Source organism: Muricaecibacterium torontonense, assembly GCF_004793925.1.
GTDB classification, from domain to species: Bacteria; Actinomycetota; Coriobacteriia; order Coriobacteriales; family Atopobiaceae; genus Leptogranulimonas; species Leptogranulimonas caecicola.
This window is the reverse complement of record NZ_SRYE01000002.1, coordinates 274,756-299,188: the sequence shown is the minus strand read 5'-3', so window position 1 is coordinate 299,188 and position 24,433 is coordinate 274,756. Positions and strand designations below refer to the sequence as shown.

The window sequence follows — 24,433 nt, the reverse complement described above, 5'->3', positions numbered from 1 at the left end:
TCCAAAATAGCGGTTCACAAAGCATTCAAAAATAAGAGATGCTCAGTAACCCATAGACTTCTTGTCATAAACTGGCACCCCCGAAAAGGTCATTTCAGGGGTGCCTTTATTCTACTTACTCGTTTCCTTGACCGGCTCAGTAATGGCTCCAAGTTTTGGGGGCTCGCCTTTAAAGGTGAATCGCACAGTGAGCGGGCCTTCTGAGTCGACATTCTCGACCAGCACAAACGCTGCTTCCACCCTTTCAAAACCTTGCTTCATGAGCACATGGGCGTAGTAGCGTGCCTGCATTTCATGAAGCTCGCGTGCTTCATGTTCGCTCAACGTCCGCTCGCCGGTTTTGTAATCAACCACCAACGCGTCTCTTGAGCCATCTGTACACAGCAAATCGATGGAGCCCGTGAGGTATCCCGCTTTACCTTCTGAGGAGTCCAGGTATTCTTCGTTTCCCTCTGCAGAGAAGAACGGAGCCTCCCCCTGCACAATTGGATAGCCGAATGCCTCTTTACAGAGCGGGCTTGCAAGCCAGTTGTCCAGTGCGAGCGATAAACGATCCGTGGCCTGCTCGTTTAGCTCCCGGCTTTTTGCTACTGCCAAAATACGCTGTCGGGAAGGCTTTGCGCGCAGATTAGCCGCTATGCGCGCCAGCTCATGGAATGCATCACCAAAGCGCAACGGATCTTCTCCTGTGCTTTGAGGTGGTGCCCAAGGGGTGTAAGACTCTTGCATATTCTGCACGTCGTCTTCTGCAGCTAATGCCTCGAGAGTCTCTGCTTGATGGCGGTCAGAGGTGTAACTATGGATGTCGTCGCTGGATTTCCAACGACGGAGAGGGGTTGCGAGTTTGGGTGCTTCGTACATAGCAAAACGCTGAGCAGCGGGTACCTCTTCTATCTCCGGCTCATCCTCTGCGTCTTTTTTCTCTATTACTACAGTCTCAATCACACCCTCCTCTTGACCGCCATAATCAAATCGAGTCACACCCAGTTCTTTTGGCACTTCGCCCACTAAGGAGGACAAATAATAGGCTGTCAACTTGGGGGAGATACCACACTTATGTATATCAGTATTTATACCTATTACCAATGCCTCACGAGCACGCGTAAGGGCCACGTAAAGTAGGCGCGCAGCTTCCTGGCGATCCCTATCTTCTTTTATTTCCTCTAGGCTTAGGCGCCAATCAAGACCGGTCTTTATCTGGTCTTTTTCATAGCCAACCTTTGCAAGATCGTCTTCGGCCCAACTCTTTGCTTTGCTGATAATCCCCTCATCAAGACCAGTAAGCTTGCTTAAAGTTTTTGGATCATAGCTTAATGCGAGACTATGGATTCCCTGACTTGAACAGGCTAACAGGCGTTTTCTTTTATCGCCTGAACTGTCATCAAAGGCCTCAGCGATTGCTACTACGGGAAACTCTAGGCCCTTCGAAGCATGAATGGTCATTATCTGAACCGCATCCGCATTTTCAGTAGAGAGGGTTGAAGGGCCTTTCTTCGCTACGCTCAACCAATCTGAAAAAACCTTTGGAGCACGACTGTAGCCGAGACCTCGCTTGTCTATGATCTCATCTATGCAACGAACACACTCCAGAAGGTTAGCCTGCCTTGCGAGGCCTTGAGGGCCTTCGTGGCCCAAACGAGCCAACCATCCAGATTGCTCACACACGTCTCTTACTGTTTGAGACACAGGCTTTGAAGCCATGGTTTCCCTGGCTTTTTGCAACACCGCAATTGCATTCATCAAACGTGGAGAAGGGGTTCTTCCTAACACTCGTTCTATATCGGGAGCTGGAGTAAGCAGAGCGTCGGCAAAACCTTTGGCACGTCCCCCCTTCGATAAAAACAGGAGATCTTCGTCGCTCAAATCAAACATGGGACTCTGCAATAGAGGCAGCGTTCCTCTATAGCTATCGCGCGGATTGGCTAAGGTCCATAAAAGGGCTTGAATGACGTGGACCTCAAGAGAACGGGCAAAAGAAGAGCCAGCAGTCACTAAGGCTTCCAGGCCGTGTTCTCGCAGCGACTTAATATAAATATCCACATTATTAAGGCCGCGTAATAAGAGCGCCATGGAACCTACGGATACACCCTGCTTATGAAGAATCTGGAAACGATTCGCTATCTGATCTGCCACCGACTTTATAGCAAGACTCTTTTTTGCCCCGTAATTAGCTGTGTGTTCTATCACCACACGGGGCTCTTCCGCAGGAGGATAGCCATCTTTCCTTTCGTCGAAGGCTTCCAAATCCATAAATCCTTCCAGGATTCCAGAATCCCCTAACGAATGCTTTACAAAGCGAAGTATGTCGTCATGGCTTCGATAGTTGTGATTCATGCGCACCAGACGATCTAAAGACCTATCGCGAACCCGTCGATATTCTTCGACGTCGGCACCTCGGAATCCATAGATCGACTGTTGCCCATCACCTACATAGCAAATATGGTCATCTCCGCCTGCGAGAAGCCGCACTATTTTGAGCTGCTGAGGATCTGTGTCTTGGGACTCGTCGACCATCACCAGTCGGAATCTATTGGCATAGCGCTTGGCAATAACTGGGTTACTCTCAAGAGCCCTAAGCGTAAGAGAAAGCAAATCGTTATTGTCTACAACACCACGTTCTACCTTAAGATGGTTATATCGTCCACCAATAAGCTGTGCAAGTTTTAGAAGATTATTCTCCTGCTGACGTAAGGGTTCATAGGCAACCTGCATAAGCGCATCACCAAGCTGTCCTCTAAAAGTATAAAACAGCGCCTTGGCATCCTTTGAAAAAGAGCCAGCTTTAAGATCTGCCTCTAGAAACCTCTCGGAGAAGTCAATCAATCCCTCTTTTTTTACCTCTGGCATGTCAGCCAACAATGCCAATTCTTCTGCCAGTTGAGTGACCAAAGGCATCTTCTTATAACCCGCAGTACCTTTATTAGGTCTCCATACAGCCAGTAGATCCTGTAATGCCAAAGAGCACTGGGTCACAAGATAGCGGAGAGAAGGCGCCTCTCCAGGAAAACGGATGCCAGAAAAGCCTTCAGGAGAAGAAGCCGCTAGCTCTGCAATAGCCAGCGCCATCTCTAGCGCAGAAGGCGTGTTGTTACTGCCGGATTTAGACTCTTCAGCAACACCTTCTTCTGAAGCAGCATTCATAGCACTGCCATAGAGCCTATAAAGCTCTGCAAACTCCGGATCAGAACGGGTAACACTTGCAACATCGCTCGCAGCCCGAGAAAGCAGATAGCTCTGCTCATGACCTTGGACTACCTCAAAGCTGGGATCTATGCCGGCTTCAAGCGCACTCTCGCGCAGGATGCGCTCGCACATGCCATGAATGGTAGAGATCCATGCTCGATCAACTTCAAAAGCCGCTTGATGCATCCCTCGTGAGACGAATTCTTCGCGTACACGTTCGCGAATCTCAGAAGCCGCCTTATTGGTGAATGTAATGATAAGCACTTGATCCAAGTCATCTAGGTAGGCTCTTCCGGTTTCTGGATCAGGAGTAAGCGCATGAACCAATCGCTGCACGAGTGTAAATGTCTTGCCAGATCCGGCACCCGCTTCTACAAAAAGGCCTCTGTCGAGAGTGTCCACAATAGATTGTTGAGCATTATCAAGCGTGGGCATAGTTATTTCCTCTTATCGCAGCCGAGCACCGGACAATTCTTGCAAGCATTGCTATCAACAGGCTTGGCGTATACATCACCAGCGAACATGCCGTTGATAGCTTGAGCAGCACATTCTTCAGCTCGACCGAGCACCTCATCGAAAGTCGCAGAAAGAGTTCTTGGATTCATGCGAGCATAGCTACCCTCATACATCGGATGCAGAGAGGATCTCACCAGAGCCATATCTGCCATGCCCTCTTGTCCCGGGTTTGATCCCGTCATGAGATAGAGGCCACCTACGGCAGTAAGCTCAGGGAAGAGCTGCTTTAAGACCGATGCATAAAGAAATGCCTGAATATATCGGGGTTGCCACTCCTCCAGTGCTATGGGAGGAGCATCCTGTTTCCTTGAAGGCAAAAGATAGTTGCCAGCAGCAGAGCTGCTCTTGTAGTCAATTACTAATGCATGCCCCTCGGCATCCACATCGATACGATCGATGTATCCGCGAAAACGAGTTCCTCCATAGGTAATGACTTGGTCTTCAAAGCCAAATCGGTACTCGAAAGCCTGAGGGGTAAAGCCATCAAAGAAGAGCCAGTTGTCTGTCACAAGTTTCTCAAGATTGGTCTCAGTAAAGGCCAGATCCTGCTCTTCTGCATAACTGTGTGGGATGGGCATGGTGTTATCAGACTCACCCAACATCCCCTCTGTGACCGCCTCAGCAAAACAATGCTTAAGAGTCTCGATCATAGATTGCTCGTCTTTGATGCCCTCTTGCACCGCTGAGCGAACAGTCCTCTCCAAGGTCTTATGAACCAAATTGCCCTTTTCCAGCGGAGAGAACTCTGCATCCAGCGTATTGGTAGGCAGTCCATACTCGAAGAACCATCGCCTAGGGCACGCCATATAATGCTCGAGTGCAGTAGGTGACAGTACGGGTACATCGGTTTGCTGCCCACGCTTCTTGAGCGCCAATTCCAAGGTCTCACCTTTAAGTAACTCGGGGCCTGAAGATTCCTCCACCAGGCTTGGCTCCGGCTCAAAACCATTAAGCGATAGGTTGGCCGCCACCAGATCCTCTCCGCGCTTTACCGACGTTGGCTTCTCCTTATAAAGCGACAGAAGCTCTGAGAGCGCCGGAGAAGGATGAGTGGGCGTAGCCTCGGTATCTCTAAGGCTTCTTTCAATCAACAGACGGTGAGTAGGAATAGCCCAGATGGTAAAGGCCTGCGACCTCACCACCTCGTCTGGCGCCACGCCTTCGGGCATACCGAGAAGAGCCAACAACTCAGGCAGAGCTCCACGAGGAGACGACACGGGATTCTCGGCAGAAGTTTGTCCACTCCAAAGCACAGTCCCTACAGATTGGGGAGCCCAAGCTTCGGCTGCAGCTGGATTGATCATCTCCACTCGACAGCGCACATCTCCCTCAAACACGCCGCGTTCAAAGGAGCAAGGAAGGTTTTTCACCTCTAAGAGCGACAGGATGAGCGCTGCGTGGGTCTGAGGATCATCGGGGACGATGTCTGCAATTTCTAACTCGTAGGCTGCCTGGGCTACCAAGCCAAGGGCAGAAAACACCTCAGGCTGCTTGGCGTTCTTGGCATTTGCCTGCATCACTGCAGCTGCTTGCACCCAATTGTTCTCTCCAAGGGCTTCGAGGGCAGCTTTCAGCGGAAGATTATGGGCCGCCAGCGCATGGAGGTCTTCCAAGACTTGGGCGGGAGCCAATGTGCGCAAACCACGCCAGACCTGATCGGCTTTGTACGCCTCAGTTTGATCTACTCCAGAGAATGAAGAGAGCAAGAAGTCCACAACGTCTCGGGGTGGCCACCAGCGCCTGTCGGCTTCTGCAGACTCTTCCAAAAGACGGGCCGCCTCCTCATCCACAGAGGAAGACTCTTTCTTTTGGGCCCATTGCCAATGGTCTTTAAGAGCCAGGAGCTGACTCACTTGGATGCAAAATCCCAAAAAGATGTTAACTGCTTTGTTTTGAGCAGCAGAGGCGACCCACGAAGCTCGAACACCAAGACCGCGAGCTGCGAGTTTTGATGACAGCAAATCCCAAAGATGCTCGACGTCTTGGGTAATGGCCAATATGTGGTCGGCGCCCTCATCGGCTACTTCTACCAGCGCGCGAGCCATAAGCTCCGCCTCCGCTTCAGGGCCTGCTGCTTCCAACAACACAACCGAACCCTGGGGATCGATGCGGGCACCTTCTTCGCCAAAGGCATTGCGAACCAGCTGGGCAAGCTCAGGAGTGCGCAAATCAAGGGCCACACGACTTGGCACCTCTTGCAGAGCCCCTACTTGAGCACCTGCCTGATTCGCGCTACGACTTACCAAACCAGCACTGGAAAGGGCGGCGCTCCCTGCAGGATTATCTGGCGCAGAACAGGCATAGTGCAGATCCCGAACGCTCGCAAGCTGGCCCAGTAGCCCCGCAGTTAAAGGATCAATGTTGGAAAATCCAGTGGCCACCATACAATAGGTGGGCTCCGTACTATCCTCACCCAACGCAGCAGGAATTGCGGCATACAGATCAGAGCGGGTGATGAGCTGCTGCGACTCAAGAAGGCTCGTCGCTTCCTGGGCTTTCGCCACTGCTTCTTTTTGTTGCTCTGAAAGTAAATCGTCCTGATAGTCATGCTTGCGTAGCAGCCCAGATGCTCGCTGGGCAAGGTTTGCTACGAGAGCCACATAGCCTCGGGAGGCTTCAAGACCCAGCACTTTCCAGGCGGCCAATCGCGCATCGCCTAAAGTTGCGGGTTTTCTGCCGTCGCCCACGCGTGCCCAGAGTCCCTGAGCCCATGCAAGAGGTGTCTGAACATCAATATTGAACGCTAATCCCAGATCTGCCAACTCTTTGCGCACTCGAAGCGCAATGGTTGAGGAGGGTACCAGCAGCACACAGGGCTCTTTTTCTTGAGCAGCCTGTCTAATAAGCCCCATAGCTGCAGTGCCGAGCACCTGACCATCATGATCAAGATAGTTATAAAGCGCCACGAATGTCCTCCCAAGCCATAAAGAACTTCCTGCGTTGCAGCCCCTAGATTGCCTGAGCCTAAGCCTTAACAATCCTGACGCGTGAAATCTCAAAACTCTCGATCGCTACCTGCGCCCCAGCGATCCAGGCACCGTTTTGGTAGGTAGATGCTTGCCGATATGTCCCACAATAATCTTTTTACGATCTGCATCGTAAAGAAGATAGATGCGCATGGCACCCTCTTGAATGTTGCCAGAGTTGCCTACCTTGATGTGGTTGACCATAAGCTGGTCTTTGCCCTGGTACCTAAAGGTGCGCGCCCGCCTGCATTCCTCGATGGCCAGCGTCTCTTGAGACTCATTGGCGGCGTACTCAAACCCGCTCTTATTGCGAAACTCCCGTGCCACATCGACACCGTACTCGCGATTGGTGGCACGCAGAGGCCAGAGCACATCGTGCAAAGACAAGAGGCTTCTCCAATAGCGGTCCAAATCGCCTCCGCGATAATTGCGAGCAGACTCATAGGCGCTCTCAAGGAACTCCACCCGGTCTTGAAGCCCCGCAAACAGCCGCACACACTCTTCGAGGTTGGTGGGCAGCGTACGAATCACGTCCAGAGGCCCTGCCACCGGAGTTATGTCCACCTCGTCTTCTTGACCCGCCTGAGCCAACGACGCCCTGAGCCTTCTCGCCTCATTTTCTAGAGTAGAAATTTGAATGGCATGAGCTCGATCTTGAGCCTCTCTGGCCGCACGCTCCTGCTCCAGCTGGTCGCCGGCGTCTCGCAGCTGCTCTAGCTCTTCTGTCATTGCAGCCACTGCGATTTCTGCCTGTTGCAAAGCCTGCCGAGCTTCTCGATATTGAGCCTCTGCCATGCGCGTGCGTTCCAAAAGCTCTTGGCGCACTTCGCGTCGAGCAACATCCACCGCCGCATCTTCACGCACTTTAGCCGCACGGCGCTCCTGAGCCACAGCCTTGCGCACTGCCTCTCGCAGAGCCTCCTCTTGAGCTGCCTGTTGTCCATAAAACGAGGCAGAGACGCTTTCAAGCGCCTCCCCAAAGCTTTGGAACTCCAGCTCTGGCCGAGAAGAGCCCGCCTCCTGAGCTTCCTCTTCTTTGGCAGATCCCGGTCTTTGAGAAGCCAGCGACTTTTGCGTGCGGCCCAGCTGCTCTGAAAGCCATTGGGAGATCTCGCTCGCGCGCTTCTCAAGGACTTCGTAGTCAGTGGTTGTGCGAGCTGATGCTTCTTCTGGCTGCTCTATCAAAAACTTTTCGAGGTTTTGAGGCCAGTCCACCTCCAGCGGACTCGCTACAGGCGCTTTGGGGGCCAGCAATAGTTTTATTGTCCAGGGGCGAGCACCAAAGGGGGCCGCACTGGCAAATAGAGGGTCTTTTGCAGGTAGAAGCGGTTTTTTGGACCTATCGCGAGCAGATGCTTCTTGAGCACCGTTTTCATAACCAGCTTCTGTCATATCGCGACCCTCCTCCCAAAGATAACGCGCTCCTCATTACCACTCACTATAGCCAATATATCTCTCAGCAAGTCCTGTTACCGTACATTTGTTTGTACTTACTACGGGACACCCGCGCTCTAGCAGCTCAAATAGCTAAGGGTTTCTCGGCCTGTAAGGCGCTCCCCATGGAGCCTTCACGTATCGAAGAATAAAAAAGCCGAAGACCTTACAGGGCCTCCGGCTGTCATTGACTGGTCGGGTTGACTGGATTTGAACCAGCGACTTCTGCGTCCCGAACGCAGCGCTCTACCAAGCTGAGCCACAACCCGAACGGGTGAAAATTCTAACACGTCGGCGACCCGCGCGCAGCCTAAACTTGCGCTTCTGAGCAAACTCACCAGACAGAACAACCGACACGCACGCCACTTGAGACTGCGAAGCAAAACGCCTCGATGCCTACGGCAGGGCGCGCCAGCCGTCCTCGACGATGCGGCAGCCATAAGGGGTGGAAGACACGGCCCTGGACCACCAGCCAAGACGGGCGGCCTCGGTGGCTGCGACGTCGGCGGCGCCAGCGTCGCGGCAAAGCCCAAACACGCAGCTCCCCGAGCCTGTGACCAGGGCGTTTAACACTCCTGGCTGGGCCGATAAAAACTGCGCCACCTGACGGGTCGCAGGCAAAAGCTCGAAGGCAGCGGGCTCCAGGTTGTTGGCACAGGCTGCGGCCATGGCATCTACATTGGCAGCAGCGACGGCGTCCACCAGGGGCTCCAGCGGGGCAGCCGGCTCTGGATGGGCGTCAAAGGCCTCATAGGCTCGGGGCGTGCTCACGCCCACTCCCCCAGGGCGCACCAGGACCGCATGGAACGGCACTGCCGAGAAGGTCTCCTCAAGCTGGTCGCCTGCACCGCCCATTAGCGCAAGGCCGCCGGTCAAGAAGAAGGGGACGTCGGCGCCAACGGAGGCTGCCACTCCGTGGACCAGAGGGTCGAAAGGATCGATGCCCCAGGCAGCACAAAGGCCCAACAAGACGGCGGCAGCGTCGGCAGAGCCGCCGCCTAGGCCGGCTTGGGCGGGAATGGTCTTGTCGAGGGTGATGGCCACATCTGCGGGGCGATCCAGGGCCTCGGCAAAAAAGAGGGCAGCCATGGAGGCCGTATTGTTCTCCATAGAGGTGCGCACCGAGGGTCGGCAGATCAAGGAAAGCCGGTCTGAGGGCTCAAGGGTCACTTGGTCATAAAGACCTACCGTGCCCATAAGAGTGGAGAGGCGATGGTATCCCACAAGCGTGCGCTGCAAGCTCACTCCCAGATAAAGATTGATCTTAGCCGGTGCCTGCACCACGATACGCTGGATAGCCATAGCCCCTCCATTGCGCGAGGGCGGCTCCAAGGGTATCCCCTGACAGCCGCCCCAATGGTTCTTGCTGCTTGTAAATTACTCCTGCGCCTGCTGCTCGCCCACAAAGTCAAAGAGGGGATCGCCGGACTCGGTATCAAAAAGCTCCACGGTGCCGGTAAGCACATCCACATACTGGTAGCTCTGGCGGGCCTTGCGGCCGCGACGCTCCTCTACCTCGACCATAAACAGCGACGGATGAGCGGAGACCAAGGTGCCCGTGCGCTCGACAATGCGGGAGCGGCCCATGTTGGCGCGCACCTTGATGCGGGAACCCGTGAGATGAGCCAGAGACTTATGAATCTGGTCTACGCGGTTTACGGACGGAATTTCGTTCTCCATGCCTTCACTCCAAACTTAGGCCCGGCCCTTCGCAGGCGCCTCAAAACCGCTGGGCACCAAAAGGCCATATTGCGGCCAATGATGATTAGCAAGGATCTATACTAACTCTTTGCGCCAAAAGGAGAAAGTACTCCACCGACCACGCATATCCTAAGGCCTGAGGGGCAATAAACCTTCGTTGCAGCTCTTGCACCTCACCTATCGAGAGAAGGTTACATCTATGAATGAACAGCGCCTTCAGCAGGTACGAAGCAATTTGCGCCTTATGGACCTCGACCAGATGGTCATTGTGGACCCCGTCTCCATCGCCTACCTCACCGGTTACAAGAATGATCCCATGGAGCGCTTCCAGGCTCTCTATGTAGCCGCAGATAACGAGCCAACAATCTTTGTGAACAAGCTCTTCCCCGACCCGTCGGACTATGTGGACTCCATCATCACCCTGGATGACACCGACGATCCCATCGACGCTTTGGCCCAGCTCTGCATCCACGATGCCCCACTGGGCATCGACCGCGGCCTTGAGGCCCGCTGGCTGCTCCCCCTCATGGACGCCCAGGCCGCCAGCGCCTATCGTCTGGCTTCAAGCGCGGTAGACGACGCCCGCGCCCACAAGGATCCCACCGAGCAGCAAGCTATGGCAGAAGCCTCGGCCATCAACGACCAGGGTATGGCATGGCTCGAGTCCCAAATTCGCGAGGGCGTCACCGAGCGCCAGATCGCAGAGGGCCTTGAGGCCGAGTATCGTCGCCTAGGTGCCTGGGGCAACTCCTTTGCTCCCATCGTCTCCTTTGGCGCCAACGCGGCAGACCCTCACCACGAGCCCGACGACACCAAGCTTACCCGCGGCCAGTGCGTGCTCTTTGACGTGGGCTGTGCCGCCAACGACTACTGCGCCGATATGACCCGCACCTTCTTCTTTGGCGAGCCCTCAGAGGAGTTCGAGCGCGTTCACGCCACCGTGGTGGCCGCCAACCGCGCCGCCGAGGCCATGGTTGCCCCCGGCGTCACCTTCGCCCAGATCGACGCCGCTGCCCGCCAGGTCATCGAAGACGCAGGCTACGGCCCCTACTTCACCCATCGCCTGGGCCACTCCATTGGCCTGGAGGTCCACGAGCCCGGCGACGTCTCCAGCGCCCACAACGATCCCGTCGAGCCCGGCATGTGCTTCTCCATCGAGCCCGGCATCTACCTGCCCGGCCGCTTTGGCGTGCGCATCGAGGACCTGGTCATCGTCACCCAGGACGGCTGCCAGGTGCTCAACCACTATCCCAAAGACTTGGAGTGCATCAAGGCGTAATGCCTTGCCGAGAAACCCGCGCCTCCTGAGCTGATGCAGCTTCCTTACCCTGAGATACGAAAAGGAGGGGTGGGGCATATCCCACCACAGGGCTCAACTCAGAGGAAACAGTGCCAAAAGACTCTTGCCCCAAGTAATGTAGGCCTAATATTTAATCGGTAACACTAGGCGAGTTTTTCTATTGCTGGGTTTGAAAAGCGCAGGCTTTTCAATATTTGCAGTCAGGTTCCATGACCGTATCAGCGATTACAACCAAGGGCATATAGTAAAGTCAACAGTCTGTAACACTTGCGGAGAGCGCCGAGCGACTCTTAGAAATAGAGTCTGGGGTTCAGATAAACAAATGTGCTTCGAAATCAAACCAGCCTCTTAGAATAGATAGCTAGAAATTGGGACGTTGACCTGTGTCAACGTCCCAATTCACAGCACACTTTTTGTCCTATAAGCCTCTTATGGCGCTAATGAAAAAGTCGCATCCTTTCGAATGCGACTTTTTCATTAGCGCTCTATTTATCAGGTTTTCGATCAGCCTCATCCTTCCTAGAAGGACGAAGCCTTAGTCCTCCTGGGGGCAGAGGGACAGGGCCTCGTCGTCTGCCACGACCACGCAGTTGGTGTGGAGCTGCAGGATGGAGGCGGGGCACTGGGGGGTCACGGCGCCGTAGATCATGTCATAGACTGCCTGAGCCTTGTCGGCGCCGGTGGCAGCCACCACGATCATGCGGGCGTTCATGATGGTCTGCACGCCCATGGTGTAGGCCTGGCGAGGCACGTCTTCCTCTTTCTCGAAGAGACGGGAGTTGGCCTCGATGGTGGAAGGGGTGAGATCCACGCACTGGGTGCCCTTGGAAAAGGCCTCTGCAGGCTCGTTGAAGCCAATGTGGCCGTTGCGGCCGATGCCCAGGAGCTGCAAGTCCACATAGCCGGCGGCCTTGACCATGGAGTCGTAGTCTGCGCAGGCCTCGGCAGCGTCCATGTTGGAGCCGTCGGGCACGTGGGTGTTGGCCTTGTCGATGTTGATGTGATCAAAGAACTGATGATTCATGAAGTAGCGGTAGCTCTGGGGATCGTCGCCGGTAAGGCCGCGATACTCGTCCAGGTTGTAGGTGGACACCTCGGAGAAGTCCACATCACCCTTCTTGTACCAGTCGATAAGCTGCTGATAGGCGCCGATGGGGGTGGTGCCGGTTGCCAAGCCCAGCACGCAATCGGGCTTGAGAATGACCTGGGCAGAGATGATGTTGGCCGTCTTGCGGCTCATGTCCGCATAGTCTTTCACACGAATGATCTTCATGGCTTCTCCTGTTCAGCCGCACTCTAGGACTCTTAGTCGCCAGTATGGCACGGTAATCCTTACGGCCCGCGCCGCGCCTGTCGCAATCGACAAATGGACAAAGGTATACCGGCTTTAAGGCACCCAGTGACCCAGGAGATGCGCATAGGTCGCCAGGCATGCGCAAGGATTTTAAGATGGCGCGAGCCCTCGATCCCACCCCTTAGAGCTGGGCGGCCAGCGCCTGCAGCGCCTTGAAGCGGTGGGAGATGGCATTCTTTTGCTCAGGGGTGAGCTGGGCCATGGTGAGCCCCGGCGTGGCCTCAGGCAAGAAGTAAGGGTCGTAGCCAAAGCCGTGCTCCCCTACCCCCTCATAGCCAATGGCGCCTTCGCAATCGCCCTCGCCAGCCAGATAAGAGCCGTCGGCGGGATCGACCAGCACCACGCAGGAATGGAAGCGGGCAGTGCGCTCAGGCTCAGGCACATCTGCCATCTCACGGGCCAGCTTGGCGTTGTTGGCCGCGTCGTCGCCATGATGGCCGCACCACCTGGCCGAATGAATTCCTGGCGCCCCATCCAGCGCATCCACTACCAGGCCCGAATCGTCTGCCACCGCACGCAAGCCCGTAGCCTCCGCTGCCGCCCGGGCTTTGATGAGCGCATTGGCCAAGAAGGTGTCGCCGTCTTCTTCCGGCTCGTCGAACTCCCCCAGCTCCCCTAAGGCCTTGAACTCCACCTCAGGCATGACGGGGGCCAAAATCGCTTCTATCTCTGATACTTTGTGAGGATTGCCGGTGGCAACCACGATGGTCTCGGGCATAGGGAATCCTTTCTAGGTGAGAGGGCGCGGTCTTCTCGGCAGGGAGGACGTGAGAAGCACGCCAAAAGGACAGGGTGAGGCGTGCGGACTTCTCGGCATTAAGGGTACCGAGAAACGCCGACACGGGCAGCTGGGAAGCGTCGAGCTCTGCCCGTCCACGGAGCCCACACGTCACTATGCCACCATAGGGGTCCTGATACTGTGGAGAGAGGCGGACATGGCAAGCGATCGTCCTATTGGAGTGTTTGATTCGGGGTTGGGTGGGCTCACGGTGGCCCGCGCCATTGCCACGGAGCTTCCGCAGGAATCCATCGTGTACTTTGGCGATACGGCTCGGTGCCCCTACGGCGAGCGCTCCCAAAAAGAGGTTCGGCAGTTCGTGGGGCAGCTCTCGCGCTGGTTCGAGCGCCAGAACGTGAAACTGCTGGTCATCGCCTGCAATACCGCCACTGCGGCAGGCCTGGCGGCCGCCCAATACATGCTGGACATCCCGGTGCTGGGCGTCATCGTGCCCGGAGCACGGGCGGTGGTGCAGGCCACTCACAGCCGCAAGGTGGGGGTGCTGGCCACCAAGGGCACCTGCGAGTCGGGGCAGTACCCTCGTGCCATCCACGCCCTGGACTACGGCGTGAAGGTGTGGCAGGCGCCCAGCCCGCGCTCGGTGGAGATCGTGGAGCGCGCAGTGGCCGCGCCCCATGCCATGGGGCGCGACTGGATGGCCGATAAAGACTATCTGGACACCTCTGAGATCCTTGGGGTGGCCCAAGAAGACCTCACCCCTCTCATGGGCCACGGCATCGACGCGGTGATTCTAGGATGCACCCACTTCCCGCTGCTCAAACAGGTCTATCAGCGGGTGTTGGGGCCCGAGGTCTCCATTGTGAGTTCTGCCGAGGAGACCGCCCGCGAAGTGCGCGAGTATCTAGCCCGCTCCTGCGATTTGGCCGACGCCACCCACGATTCGCGCTACCGCTTCGCCACCACCTCCTCTGAGCTGGCAGCTTTTTGTGTAGCCGGAGAATATATCTTTGGTCGCGCCCTGGAGAGCGTGGAGCATGTGGACGTGGAGGAACTAGAAGCCCTGAGCGTCCCTCAGCTCTCCTAACCATGACGACGCCCCTACTTATTGGAGATCTATGTCTATTGATGCCCCTCGCTTTGACGGCCGTGCGCCGGCCGACCTGCGCCCCGTGACCCTCACCCGAGAAGTGATGAAAAACGCCCAAGGCAGCTGCTTGGCTGAGTTTGGCGACACCCGGGTGCTATGTGCCGCCACTATCGAAGAAGGTGTCCCAGCCTGGCGAAAAGGCAGCCACGAGGGGTGGGTCACCGCAGAGTATGCCATGCTGCCTGCCTCCACCTCCACTCGCACCCGCCGCGAGCAGCGGGGGCGCAAGGGCCGCTCCATGGAGATCGAGCGCCTCATTGGCCGCAGCCTGCGCACCGTGGTGAACATGAAGGCTCTAGGAGAGGTCACCGTTACCGTGGACTGCGACGTCATCCAGGCCGACGGAGGCACCCGAACCGCCAGCGTCACCGGCGCCTGGGTGGCCCTCCATGACGCGCTGGCCCACTGGGTCAAGGCCGGCCGCATCCCCCGCATTCCTCTTATCGGCCAGGTGGCCGCGGTTTCCATGGGCATCGTGGACGGCCGCTGCCTATTGGACCTGGCATATCAGGAAGACTCCCATGCCGAGGTAGACATGAACCTGGTTGGCACCGCCACCGGCACCATCGTGGAGATCCAGGGCACCGGCGAACAGATGGCGTTCTCCCGCGACCAGCTAAACCAGCTATTGGACTTGGGCCAAGCAGGCCTTGCCACTCTCCTGGAGCTCCAGCGCAAGGTCACAAGCTGGCACTAAGGAACACCCATGGTTCTCCTGCACGCCGGTCCAGTTCTTGGATCCAGACACCCATTGCCCCATTTGGTCCCTAGGGCCGCAGTCAAGAAAAAAGGCCACCGACACCAAGCCGATGACCTCGTAAAAGTCTGGTGGGCGATAAGAGATTTGAACTCCTGACCTTGTGCTTGTAAGGCACCTGCGCTACCACTGCGCCAATCGCCCGTGCGAGAAAGAAGTCTAACACAGGCGGGAGGCTCTTCTCGGCAAAACAGACAACCTGCAAATCTCGAAACGGACATCTCATGAATTCGATCACGCTTCAAGACCTGGCCAACCTTCTTACCAGCAAAAGTATTGCCACCGCGCTGGTGGGAGATCCATCTTGTCAGGTGTATGGATGCGCCTGCGACTCACGCGCAGTAGAGTCTGGCAACCTTTTTGTGTGCAAGGGCGCGGCGTTTAAGCCAGTCTTTTTGGACGCTGCCCTTGGCGCGGGTGCCGTTGCCTATCTTTGCGCTGCTGAGAGAGAATCCGAGCTAGCTCTGCAAGCCCCTGGTATCCCTCATCTGGTATGCACAGATCTTCGTAAGGCCATGGCCTATGTCTCGGCTGCCGCCTGGGGTTACCCAGATCAAGACCTCACCATCATTGGCGTCACCGGCACCAAAGGCAAGACCACCACCACATGCCTCATTCGCTCCATGCTCGACAGCGTGTTGCCTCGGCCCTGCGCTTTTATGGGCACTCATGACATCTTCGACGGCGTGAACACCTACGAGTCCGCAAACACCACCCCTGAAGCCCCCGACCTTTGGCGCTACTTGGCCCATGCGAAGGAGGCAGGCCTCACCCATGTGGTCATGGAGGTCTCCAGCCAAGCGCTCAAATACGACCGCACGCTGGGGGTTCACTTCTCGGTAGGATGCTTCCTCAACATTGGGCACGACCATATCTCTCCGGTGGAACACCCCTCTTTCGAGGATTACCTGGACAGCAAGCTGCGCATCTTTGACCAAGCCACAACCTGCGTGGTGAACCTTGACACCGACCACTATGCAGAGGTTGCCCGCGCGCTTGCCACCAGCAACTCCACCGCGCTTACCTACAGCCTGGATAATCCTGCAGCCAACGTCTATGGGTCCTGCATCAAACCCCAGCAGGGAGGCACCCGCTTTGTGGCCCATACCCCCCAAGGCGCCTCCAAGGTATTCATCGACCTTTTAGGCGCCCACAACGTGGAGGATGCCCTGGCCGCCATCGCCTGCGTCGAGGCATCGGGGGTCGACGGGCTGCAATGCACGAAAATCCTCTCTAACGTGCGAGTACCTGGGCGCATGGAGCTGTTTTCCACCGCCGACAAACGCCTCACCGCCATTGTGGACTACGCCCATAACGACGTATCCTACCGGCGCTTTTTCGAGACCGTGAAGCAGTACTTCCCCACGGCCTATATCATCTCGCTCTTTGGCGTCTCGGGTGGCAAAGCACTGGACCGTTATGAAGACCTGCCCCGCATCGGGTCGCAGTTTTCAGACTACGTTATTTTGACTTCTGATGATCCTGGTCCCATCGACCCCACCACGCTTCTGGACGAGATAAGCGCCTATGTGGCACCAGATACACCCTATGAGAAGATCCCCTATCGCCCTCAAGCGCGGCTGCGTGCCTTTGAGTTGGCTCAGGCCCAGGCCGCACAGGATAAAACCCCTGTAGTGATGTGTCTCTTGGGCAAGGCCGATGAGGGATCAGTGCGCATCCACAACATAGACGTGCCGCAGGAGTCAGACGTATCTGCCAGCGCCCACATGATCGCCTGGTACGACGCGGTGCATAAAGAGGACTAGCATCGCGGGGCATCTGACACCTCCGGCTCGCTCCAAAACGCCGGGGACTCAACGCTCTCTGGCATGGAGAAAGCCTTGGCCACCAGGTGACCAAGGCTTTCTTCTAAGAAGTCACGAGTTTCCGAGCCCCTTCAAACAGTACGTCCTCCTTGGGTCAGTTGCGCCTGGGCGCGACCTTCCATGCCACCAGAGCGATGGCTAATGCTGCACAGGCCATCATGGCAGGCAGCAGGGAGTGGGTGTCGCCGGTAGGAACGATCTTGCTCGTCTGGCTCTGGCTGCCCCCGCCGGTATTTGGGAGGCTTGGGTTAGCAGGATCCTCGGGCTTCTCAATCTCTACCACATTGGAAGGCACGGGATCACCCGGATCCTCCTCGCCCAGCGGGGTGAAGACCACGGTCCCCAGGTTCTCCCAGGACCTGGCGCCTTCCACTTGGGGCACCTTGACCTGGAAGGTGACGCTCTTGGTCGCGCCTGCCTCCAGATCCCCCAGATTCCAGGTCACCTTGGCGCCGTCGTAGGAGCCGCCGTCAGAAGCGCTGCCCTCTACATAGATGAGGTCGTCTTCCAGGAGGTCTTCCACCTGCACCTCATGGGCTGTGCTGCCGCCGGTGTTGGTGACGGCAAGTCGATAGGTGACCGAGGTGTCGGTCTCTACTTGGAGCTTCTCACGGGTGAACTCGGAGCCGTCGGTCTTTTGCTCTTTGACAATCTCGAGCTTGGGGTCGTCAGGGCGCTCGCCGCGGTAATTGAAGAAGCGGGCACCCTTGAATTGGTCGGCTGCCACCACCCCTTCCACCTTCCCGGAGGCAGGATAGGTATAGAAGCCTGTGGCATTGGCCTCCGCTTCGGTTATCTTGAAGGTCGTGCCTTCGGGGATGCCGAGAACCACCAGCTCCTCGGCATGGGTGAGGACCAGCTGGTCGCCACTCTTGACGGTACCTGCACGATCACGGCCGTAATAGTTGAAAGATTCCGGGAGCGATTCGCCCTTTTCATTGGTGAGCTCCACCGTGAAATGATACTTGCGGGTGAAGTCCTCTGCCGTGGCGGTCTCGCCGCCCACGGTCTTCGAGATCCTGAGGCCGCCGGTGGCCGGCTTGGTGGTGTCCTTATCGGTCACCACCACCGTGTTGATGAGGCTGAACAGGCCGGTGATGTCCTGATCGCCCAGATCGTCGCACTCGGCGGTGGAGTAGTAGGGGTCGTCGGGGTTGGGGTGAGCGTTGAGGTTTTGCTGGACGCGTGTGCGCACGTAGCCGGTGTCGGTGACAAAGAAGGGCATGTAGTTCTTGCCGCCGTCCTTGTCCCCCAAACCATAGTCCACCACCGCGTTGACGCCGTAGTGCAGGTTCATGGAGCGGCGCAGCTGCAGCGTGTTGGTGTCGGGCAACAGGGTGTCCTGCCACCCGGTGAGGCTGAAGGCGCCCGACTCCTGGTGCTGCGCAATGGAGGTGATGTCGCGCAACGTCACGTTCACGTCGCCCTCGGAGGCGTATTTGACCATGGTCTGGGCCAGCTTGCCTACGCCGGCCATGACGGTGACGCCGTCGTTTTGCACGCCGGCATCTGCATAGATGGAATAGACACCGACCTTGACGTCGATGATCTCTTCGTTGATCTCGCAACCTTCAGGCGCCTTGATCTCGCGAAGGTAGTAGGTCACCGGCTCTTGGGAGAGCTCCACGTCGGGCCAGATCATGTCGGCATAGCCTGCAGTCGCCCTATGGCCCTGAGTGGGCTCGAAGATGAGCATGCCGTCAGTGCCGTCGACCGTGGCGGTCTCGCCCTGGGCCACGGCGGAAGCAGGATCTGCAGCCTGAGCCTTCTCTAGCGTGTCATAGAGAGCGAAGGTCGCACCGTTGCGGCCGGCTCCCGTCTGGTCGACCTTGGACACGCGCAGCTCGCGCCGCTCATTGGGGATGTAAATGCGCGAACGAAAATTGCGTACGAACTGCTTGATATCTAAGGGAGTGTAACCGCGGGTGAGATAGTTGTTAGTGTCAGGATTGTCGGGGTCGTCGTAAGGGTTGATTTGAGTCAGAATGGCCTTAACGTTCTCGCCGTACTGGCCCCCATCCTTTGCCAGCGCCTGGGCCACCTTCTGGCCTAGGGCCTCATAGCGCTCCTCGCTGGTCATGGCATGAAGCGCGTCCCGATCAACTCCAAGCACGCGCATAAGCGCCTCAGGTTTGATGATGGCATAGAAGTTGCGCATATCGCCGCTTTCAGGGTTTAGCAGCAGATAGCGATCGGCACGGCCGGGAAGATTCTCAAGGTAGCCGCTCAAACGTTGGGTGTCATGATCCCAGGTGAGGAACCAACCGTTGGCGTTTACAGAGTTTTGCGCTTGGGCGCTTTGCATGAGGGCGCCTTTGAGAGTCACCACGCGCACTTGCTCCTTAAAGGACTCATACTCGGCATCGCGGTCTTCCCCGTAATGGATGGCCTTGAAGCCATCCAAATTGTCACCATAGAGCGGTAGCCATTGGTCTTCTGCTCCCACGCGGGTCTTGAGCATGGGCACTACTACGACCAGCCCGTCTTCCTGGTCGGCCACCGCAACAGGGCTGGAGCCAGGGATCTGGTCGACCAAGCCGCCGTCCGGACCCACCTGCCCATAGAAGACCTGGGCGCTATTGCCAAAGATGTGGCTTACGAAACTGGAGTAAGCGCCAACCTGATAGCGGTTGTTCACCACCAGCATCGTGTAGTCAGGCTCAAATCGCAGCAAGAGGTCTTGGGGGGTTGACTTATAGCCCTCGGGCGCCTTGGTCTCGCGCAGGATATAGAGCAACCCCTCTCCCGTGCTCTCGTTATAGCGGTCTGAGAAGTTGAAGGGCTCTTGAGCGGAGCCGTCACGGCTTGGGAGGGTGGGATCTGTGAAACGGGCAATGCCGTTCTCGTCGGTCACCAGATGGGTCAGCGCCGCCCCACTCGCCTGCACGTTGTCCAGAGTATAAGTGCTGCTGTTAGAGACAGAGGGAGTGGTGCCATCGGTGGGGAGTGCCGCATAAAGGTCGAATTCTGCGCCCGCTAGAGGACGACCGAACTGGTCCACCTTCTCGATCTGCTGATAGAGCGTGTCCTGCAGGTTGAAGCGCACCGCCAGCAAGGAGTCATAGTTGCCGCGCTCCAAGTAGAACATCTTCAAGGTATGGCTGGTATTGGAGGCAAAGGTGTTGCCGTTCCACCGCTCGTCGCCAGAACGTCCCGCCCTGTCGAACATGTTCTTTATATTGGTTTTGATTGCCGGCTCGGTGATATAGGAGCCGTCTGCATTGAAGATCTCGCCATTGGAGTTGAACGCGGTGCCCATATTGACATCGCCGGTGGAAAAGTCGATGGTGCCGTAGATCTCGGAGTGGATGCCGCCCAGATCCAACACCAGCACATCGTCGATAAAGACCCAGACGTCGTCGTCTCCCACGAACTCGAAGGTCATGGGGTTGGCGCCCACCTTGCCGTCGATGGGCTGTCGGAAGGTAGTCTCGACGGTCATGCCCAAATGATGGTCCACAGGCTCGACATTGCCCTGGTTGTTGGCGTTCAAGGCGTTTCGCAGCTGGCCGTTGTCCAGGCTAAAGGCGTTGGCTGCGCTGTTGAAGGGGAAGAAGTTGCCCACGGAGTTCGTGCCGTCGGTGCGCAGGCCGGCCGGCGCGTCGTAGAGCACGAAATGCCCGTCACTGCCCTCTTGGGGATCCTCCACATATTGGGCGAAGTTGTCACGCATGTTGTAGTAGTAATAGCCTTCGTCGTCCATCTGGAACAGGCCGGTAACGTTGTTGTAGGACTCTTTGCCGGAAGCCTCGGTATCAGGGTCAAAGAGGTATTGGAGTGAGCGGATGGACTCGGGCAGCTCGTAGCCATGGGCATAGTCCACCGGCGAGGAGCCGCTCGAAAGCGTCGCTTTGAGGTTTTGCCCTTCAGCAGTGTCGGAGTTTATGGCGACGTCGTTGTTGAGCGCGGCAAAATCGATGTTTCCCGTGCCGGCTGCCACAGAAAGCGCCTGGGCCTGCACGGCAGGGTCGATGTTCCAGCCCCACACGGGGTTGAACAGCGGGTTGGTCCTGCTCGAGGCCAGCGCGCTCGTGTAGAGCGGACCCGCATTACCATAGATCATCTCGTTGGTGTTGCGAATGGCGGTGCTATAGAGCTCAGGATTGGAGTTATAGGCGCCCACGGCGCCGCCGTTGGGGCCCAGCAAGCTGTCATCGGCATTGATGACGGGGTAGCCGCCTGAAAGGGTGGGGGCCACGATGTTTTGCATGCCGGGACGGCTTAGCGCGATGTCACCATAAGCAGCCACGATGCCCTGGTTCCAGTAACCCAGGTGGCGCATGCCGTCGCCAAAGGTAAGCAGGCGCCCGTAATTGATGCCGCCAGGGTTGGTGAGCCACGTGTTGTAATTCACAGAAGGGGTGGCCCCACCGGTGGTTCCCAGCGTATCGGTATTGCCGGCACCCCTTTCCCCCGTGTCATAGTCAAAGAGGTTTACTTTGGTATTGGCAGGATTGAGCCCCTCGACCACATGGCTTTCGAGCTGTTCCTGGGTCACGGCCGCATAGGCAGGCGTCCCGGCAAAAAGCAGGGCACAAGCCACTATCAATGCGACGGCCGCCTTACGCATGCCTTGGCCCAATGAAGATCTCCTCATCTTCCTCTCCTCATCCACAATGAGCACTTGTGTCTTTAAATTATCGGCTTCTATAACTATATATTCAAGCACATAAGCAAATTTCATCTCTCAGTTTATTTTCATAAATGCTGGTAGTAAGCGTTATTTTTTAAATTCAATTTGGCAACAACATCTCTTATTGTGATACATATAACATTATATATATCCAGGTTGCCCAATCTATGGGATCAGCTCGCGGGCTGTTCAAGTTCATTGGTCTCGCTTTGCTTTGCCAACAAAAAAACGCCTTGTCGCAGATGCGGCAAGGCGGTTTTCGATATCTAGTGCATAAGAGAGTTGTGGCGCGCCCTTCGCGGCAGGAAGAACGTTAGAAATCTACGTCCATGTCGTAGTAGACGCACTTGAGCAGCTTCTCCATCTCCTCCTGGGTGGGAATGCGGGGGTTGGAGCCGGTGCAGGCATCGCCGATGGCGTTGGCTGCCACCTCGGGCAGCTTCTCCAAGAACTCGGTCTCGTCGATGATGGAGACCTCGGCAGGCAGGCCGCCCTCGCCGTAGTTCTTGATGGCCTGAGGGATGTTGAGCTCGTCGTTCATGTGGCGCAGCTCGGCCACCAGGGAGGCTACCAGCTCCTCTGTGGTATCGCCGGCCAGGTGCAGGCGACGGGCGATGTCTGCATAGCGCTCAGCGGCACGGGGATCCTTGGCGTTGTACTGGATCACGCGAGGCAGGTACATGGCGTTGGCGGCGCCATGGATGATGTGGCCGCCGGAGAATGCGGCGCCGGTCTTGTGGGCCATGGAGTGGACAATGCCCAGCAGCGCGTTGGAGAATGCCATGCCGGCCAGGCACTGAGCGTCGTGCATCTGACGGCGCGCCTCTTTGTCGCCCTGGTAAGACTTGACCACGTACTTGTGGATGAGCTCGATGGCCCACAGGGCGTCGGCATCGGTGAAGTTGCAGGCCACGGTGGAGACATAGGCCTCGATGGCGTGGGTCATGGCGTCCATGCCGGTGTGGGCGCAAAGCTTGGCGGGCATGGTGTAGGCGATCTCCGGATCCACCACAGCCACGTCGGGGGTGATGTTGAAGTCTGCCAGAGGATACTTGATGCCCTTGTCGTAGTCGGTGATGACGGCGAAGGCGGTCACCTCGGTGGCTGTGCCAGAGGTCGAGGGGATTGCGCAGAACTTAGCCTTGGTGCGCAGCGTGGGGAAGCTGAAGGGCGTGATGAGGTCCTCGAAGGTGATCTCGGGGTACTCGTAGAACGCCCACATGGCCTTGGCAGCGTCGATGGGGCTGCCGCCGCCGATGGCTACGATCCAATCGGGCTCGAACTCCCTCATGGCCTCGGCGCCACGCATGACGGTCTCTACTGAGGGATCAGGCTCGACACCCTCGAACAGCAGGGTCTCCATACCGGCCTCTTGCAGATACTCCTCGGTGCGCTGAAGGAAGCCGCCGCGACGCATGGAGCCGCCGCCGGTGACAATGATTGCTTTGGTGCCGTTGAGCGTCTTGAGTTGCTCCAGTGCGCCCTCGCCATGGAAAATGTCGCGAGGGAGTGTGAATTGGGCCATAACTTGCCTTCCTTCCTGTGGGCTCGCAGCGGGCGAGCCAATCCAGAATGCCAAACGCCTCTACCGTTTGGCCAGTCAGGTGTCATTTTAGAGCCCTCTCACCCCGCCGCCTTCGGGCAACTCCTTACCTAGCCCTCCCCTACTCTGACCGATAAAAAACCGGGGCCCGCATGCGCACGAGCCCCAGAGGAGTATCATTATAGGTTGTCTTATTTGACGTCTTGCTGCATCTATGCTGATAGATGCCTAGGCTGAGCGGGGTCTCGCAGAAAGACCGCAGGGCGCCCCTCTCGTCCCAAGCCCTAGCGCACCTGCTCTACCTGCACTTGGGCCACGAATTCCTCCACACGGGCAAAGTCGCCGATACCCGGGCAAAGGGCGGCGTTGGCGCCGGTGGCCATGGCGCGCTTCAGGGCGTCTTCCACAGCGTCGCGATTCTCATACCATACCGATAAGAACGCCCCCAAGGTCGCATCTCCTGCGCAGGCCGTCTGATAGGGCTTGATGGGCAGTGCCGAGGCACGCCAGAGATGCTCGCCGTTGTAAAAATAGGCTCCGCGGCCTCCCATGGTGAGCAGGATGTTTTGGGCACCCAGCTCATGGACCTTCTCAAGAGCGGCCAGCGCGCTGGCGTCGTCGGTCACATCCAGGCCAAAGATGTCGCGCAGCTCGTCGTCGTTAGGCTTGATGAGCAGGGGCTTCTTGCCTACCAGCGAGGCTAGATGGGTGGAGGACACGTCAAAGACGGCGTCTGCCCCTACCTCTGCCAGCACTCCCGCCAGCTCATCGTAGAAGTCGCCCTCCATGCCAGGGGCCAAAGAGCCTGAGGTCACCAGGCACTCAAGGCCCTCCAGCTCGCGCACTTTAGAAAGCATCTCCTGCTGCGCCTCGACAGGCACGAAAGCACCGGCGCCGGGCATGGTGTACTCCACTTGGCCGGCGCGCAAAAGCACGGTGATGCGGGTGATACCATCCACATAGATAGGATCCACAGAGCAGGTCTTGCGGGCGCCTTCCACAATATAGTCGCCGGTAAAGCCGCCGAAAAATCCCAGGATCTGGCTCTGGCAGCCATAATGGGCCAAGGTGAAGGACACATTGAGGCCCTTGCCGTTAGGCGAATAGACCGCGTCCTGGCAGCGATTCACTGCATCGGGCACCAGCTCGCCTTTGCTGGTCTGGATGTTCATGTCGATTGCAGGGTTGGTAGTGAGGGTGTGGATCATCGGTTCTCCCACAACAGGTTGGAATGAATGAAAAAGCGGGCCGGACCTTGAGAAACCAGGTCAGGCCCGCATCAGGAGCATAACTTCTACCCAAAGAAACGCCTACCTCAAGAGGTTGCGGGGCTT

Annotated in this window: 14 protein-coding genes and 2 tRNA genes; 4 read left to right on the top strand and 12 right to left on the bottom strand. The window is 57.1% G+C overall.

Annotation, left to right across the window (positions count from 1 at the left end):
• Window positions 1-111: 111 nt before the first annotated feature.
• From E5334_RS04220 to E5334_RS04195, 6 genes are all read right to left on the bottom strand, one after another.
• Entirely contained in the window at window positions 112-3,618 is a 3,507-nt protein-coding gene (locus tag E5334_RS04220; protein ID WP_136012352.1) for a UvrD-helicase domain-containing protein, read from the bottom strand.
• Between the two features lie 2 nt (window positions 3,619-3,620).
• Window positions 3,621-6,605: a PD-(D/E)XK nuclease family protein gene (locus E5334_RS04215; protein ID WP_136012351.1), complete on the bottom strand. Its 2,985-nt coding sequence runs from the start codon at window positions 6,603-6,605 to the stop codon at window positions 3,621-3,623.
• 105 nt (window positions 6,606-6,710) lie between these two features.
• Complete coding sequence (locus E5334_RS04210; RefSeq protein ID WP_136012350.1) at window positions 6,711-8,057, bottom strand: coiled-coil domain-containing protein; 1,347 nt, start codon at window positions 8,055-8,057, stop codon at window positions 6,711-6,713.
• Between the two features lie 234 nt (window positions 8,058-8,291).
• Window positions 8,292-8,368: transfer RNA gene (locus E5334_RS04205), tRNA-Pro, on the bottom strand.
• A gap of 127 nt (window positions 8,369-8,495) precedes the next feature.
• Entirely contained in the window at window positions 8,496-9,401 is a 906-nt protein-coding gene (gene ispE / locus E5334_RS04200) for a 4-(cytidine 5'-diphospho)-2-C-methyl-D-erythritol kinase (protein ID WP_136012349.1), read from the bottom strand.
• Between the two features lie 75 nt (window positions 9,402-9,476).
• Complete coding sequence (locus tag E5334_RS04195) at window positions 9,477-9,779, bottom strand: Veg family protein (RefSeq protein WP_136012348.1); 303 nt, start codon at window positions 9,777-9,779, stop codon at window positions 9,477-9,479.
• A 220-nt stretch (window positions 9,780-9,999) separates the two neighbouring features.
• Between E5334_RS04195 and E5334_RS04190 the strand changes: the two genes are divergently transcribed.
• Window positions 10,000-11,079, top strand: coding sequence for a M24 family metallopeptidase (locus tag E5334_RS04190; protein WP_136012347.1), 1,080 nt, complete (start codon window positions 10,000-10,002; stop codon window positions 11,077-11,079).
• A gap of 556 nt (window positions 11,080-11,635) precedes the next feature.
• Here the strand turns inward: E5334_RS04190 and nagB are convergent.
• Together nagB and rdgB are read right to left on the bottom strand one after the other, a co-directional pair.
• A complete protein-coding gene (nagB, locus tag E5334_RS04185) occupies window positions 11,636-12,373 on the bottom strand; it encodes a glucosamine-6-phosphate deaminase (RefSeq protein ID WP_136012346.1) in 738 nt (245 codons plus the stop codon).
• A 202-nt stretch (window positions 12,374-12,575) separates the two neighbouring features.
• Window positions 12,576-13,172, bottom strand: coding sequence for an RdgB/HAM1 family non-canonical purine NTP pyrophosphatase (rdgB, locus tag E5334_RS04180; RefSeq protein WP_136012345.1), 597 nt, complete (start codon window positions 13,170-13,172; stop codon window positions 12,576-12,578).
• A gap of 217 nt (window positions 13,173-13,389) precedes the next feature.
• Between rdgB and murI the strand changes: the two genes are divergently transcribed.
• A complete protein-coding gene (gene murI, locus E5334_RS04175; protein WP_136012344.1) occupies window positions 13,390-14,277 on the top strand; it encodes a glutamate racemase in 888 nt (295 codons plus the stop codon).
• Between the two features lie 31 nt (window positions 14,278-14,308).
• Window positions 14,309-15,037, top strand: coding sequence for a ribonuclease PH (rph, locus tag E5334_RS04170; RefSeq protein WP_136012343.1), 729 nt, complete (start codon window positions 14,309-14,311; stop codon window positions 15,035-15,037).
• Between the two features lie 129 nt (window positions 15,038-15,166).
• Here the strand turns inward: rph and E5334_RS04165 are convergent.
• A tRNA-Val gene (locus E5334_RS04165) sits at window positions 15,167-15,241 on the bottom strand.
• An 80-nt stretch (window positions 15,242-15,321) separates the two neighbouring features.
• Between E5334_RS04165 and E5334_RS04160 the strand changes: the two genes are divergently transcribed.
• Window positions 15,322-16,863, top strand: a complete 1,542-nt coding sequence (locus E5334_RS04160; RefSeq protein ID WP_136012342.1) for a Mur ligase family protein — start codon at window positions 15,322-15,324, stop codon at window positions 16,861-16,863.
• A 154-nt stretch (window positions 16,864-17,017) separates the two neighbouring features.
• Here E5334_RS04160 and E5334_RS04155 read toward each other — a convergent pair whose 3' ends face one another.
• The 3 genes from E5334_RS04155 to E5334_RS04145 all read right to left on the bottom strand — a co-directional run bounded on the left by E5334_RS04155 (window position 17,018) and on the right by E5334_RS04145 (window position 24,307).
• Complete coding sequence (locus E5334_RS04155) at window positions 17,018-21,520, bottom strand: DUF7601 domain-containing protein (protein ID WP_167604294.1); 4,503 nt, start codon at window positions 21,518-21,520, stop codon at window positions 17,018-17,020.
• Window positions 21,521-21,869: 349 nt separating this feature from the next.
• Window positions 21,870-23,081, bottom strand: a complete 1,212-nt coding sequence (locus E5334_RS04150) for an iron-containing alcohol dehydrogenase (protein ID WP_136012340.1) — start codon at window positions 23,079-23,081, stop codon at window positions 21,870-21,872.
• 302 nt (window positions 23,082-23,383) lie between these two features.
• A complete protein-coding gene (locus E5334_RS04145) occupies window positions 23,384-24,307 on the bottom strand; it encodes a 1-phosphofructokinase family hexose kinase (protein ID WP_136012339.1) in 924 nt (307 codons plus the stop codon).
• Window positions 24,308-24,433 lie beyond the last annotated feature (126 nt).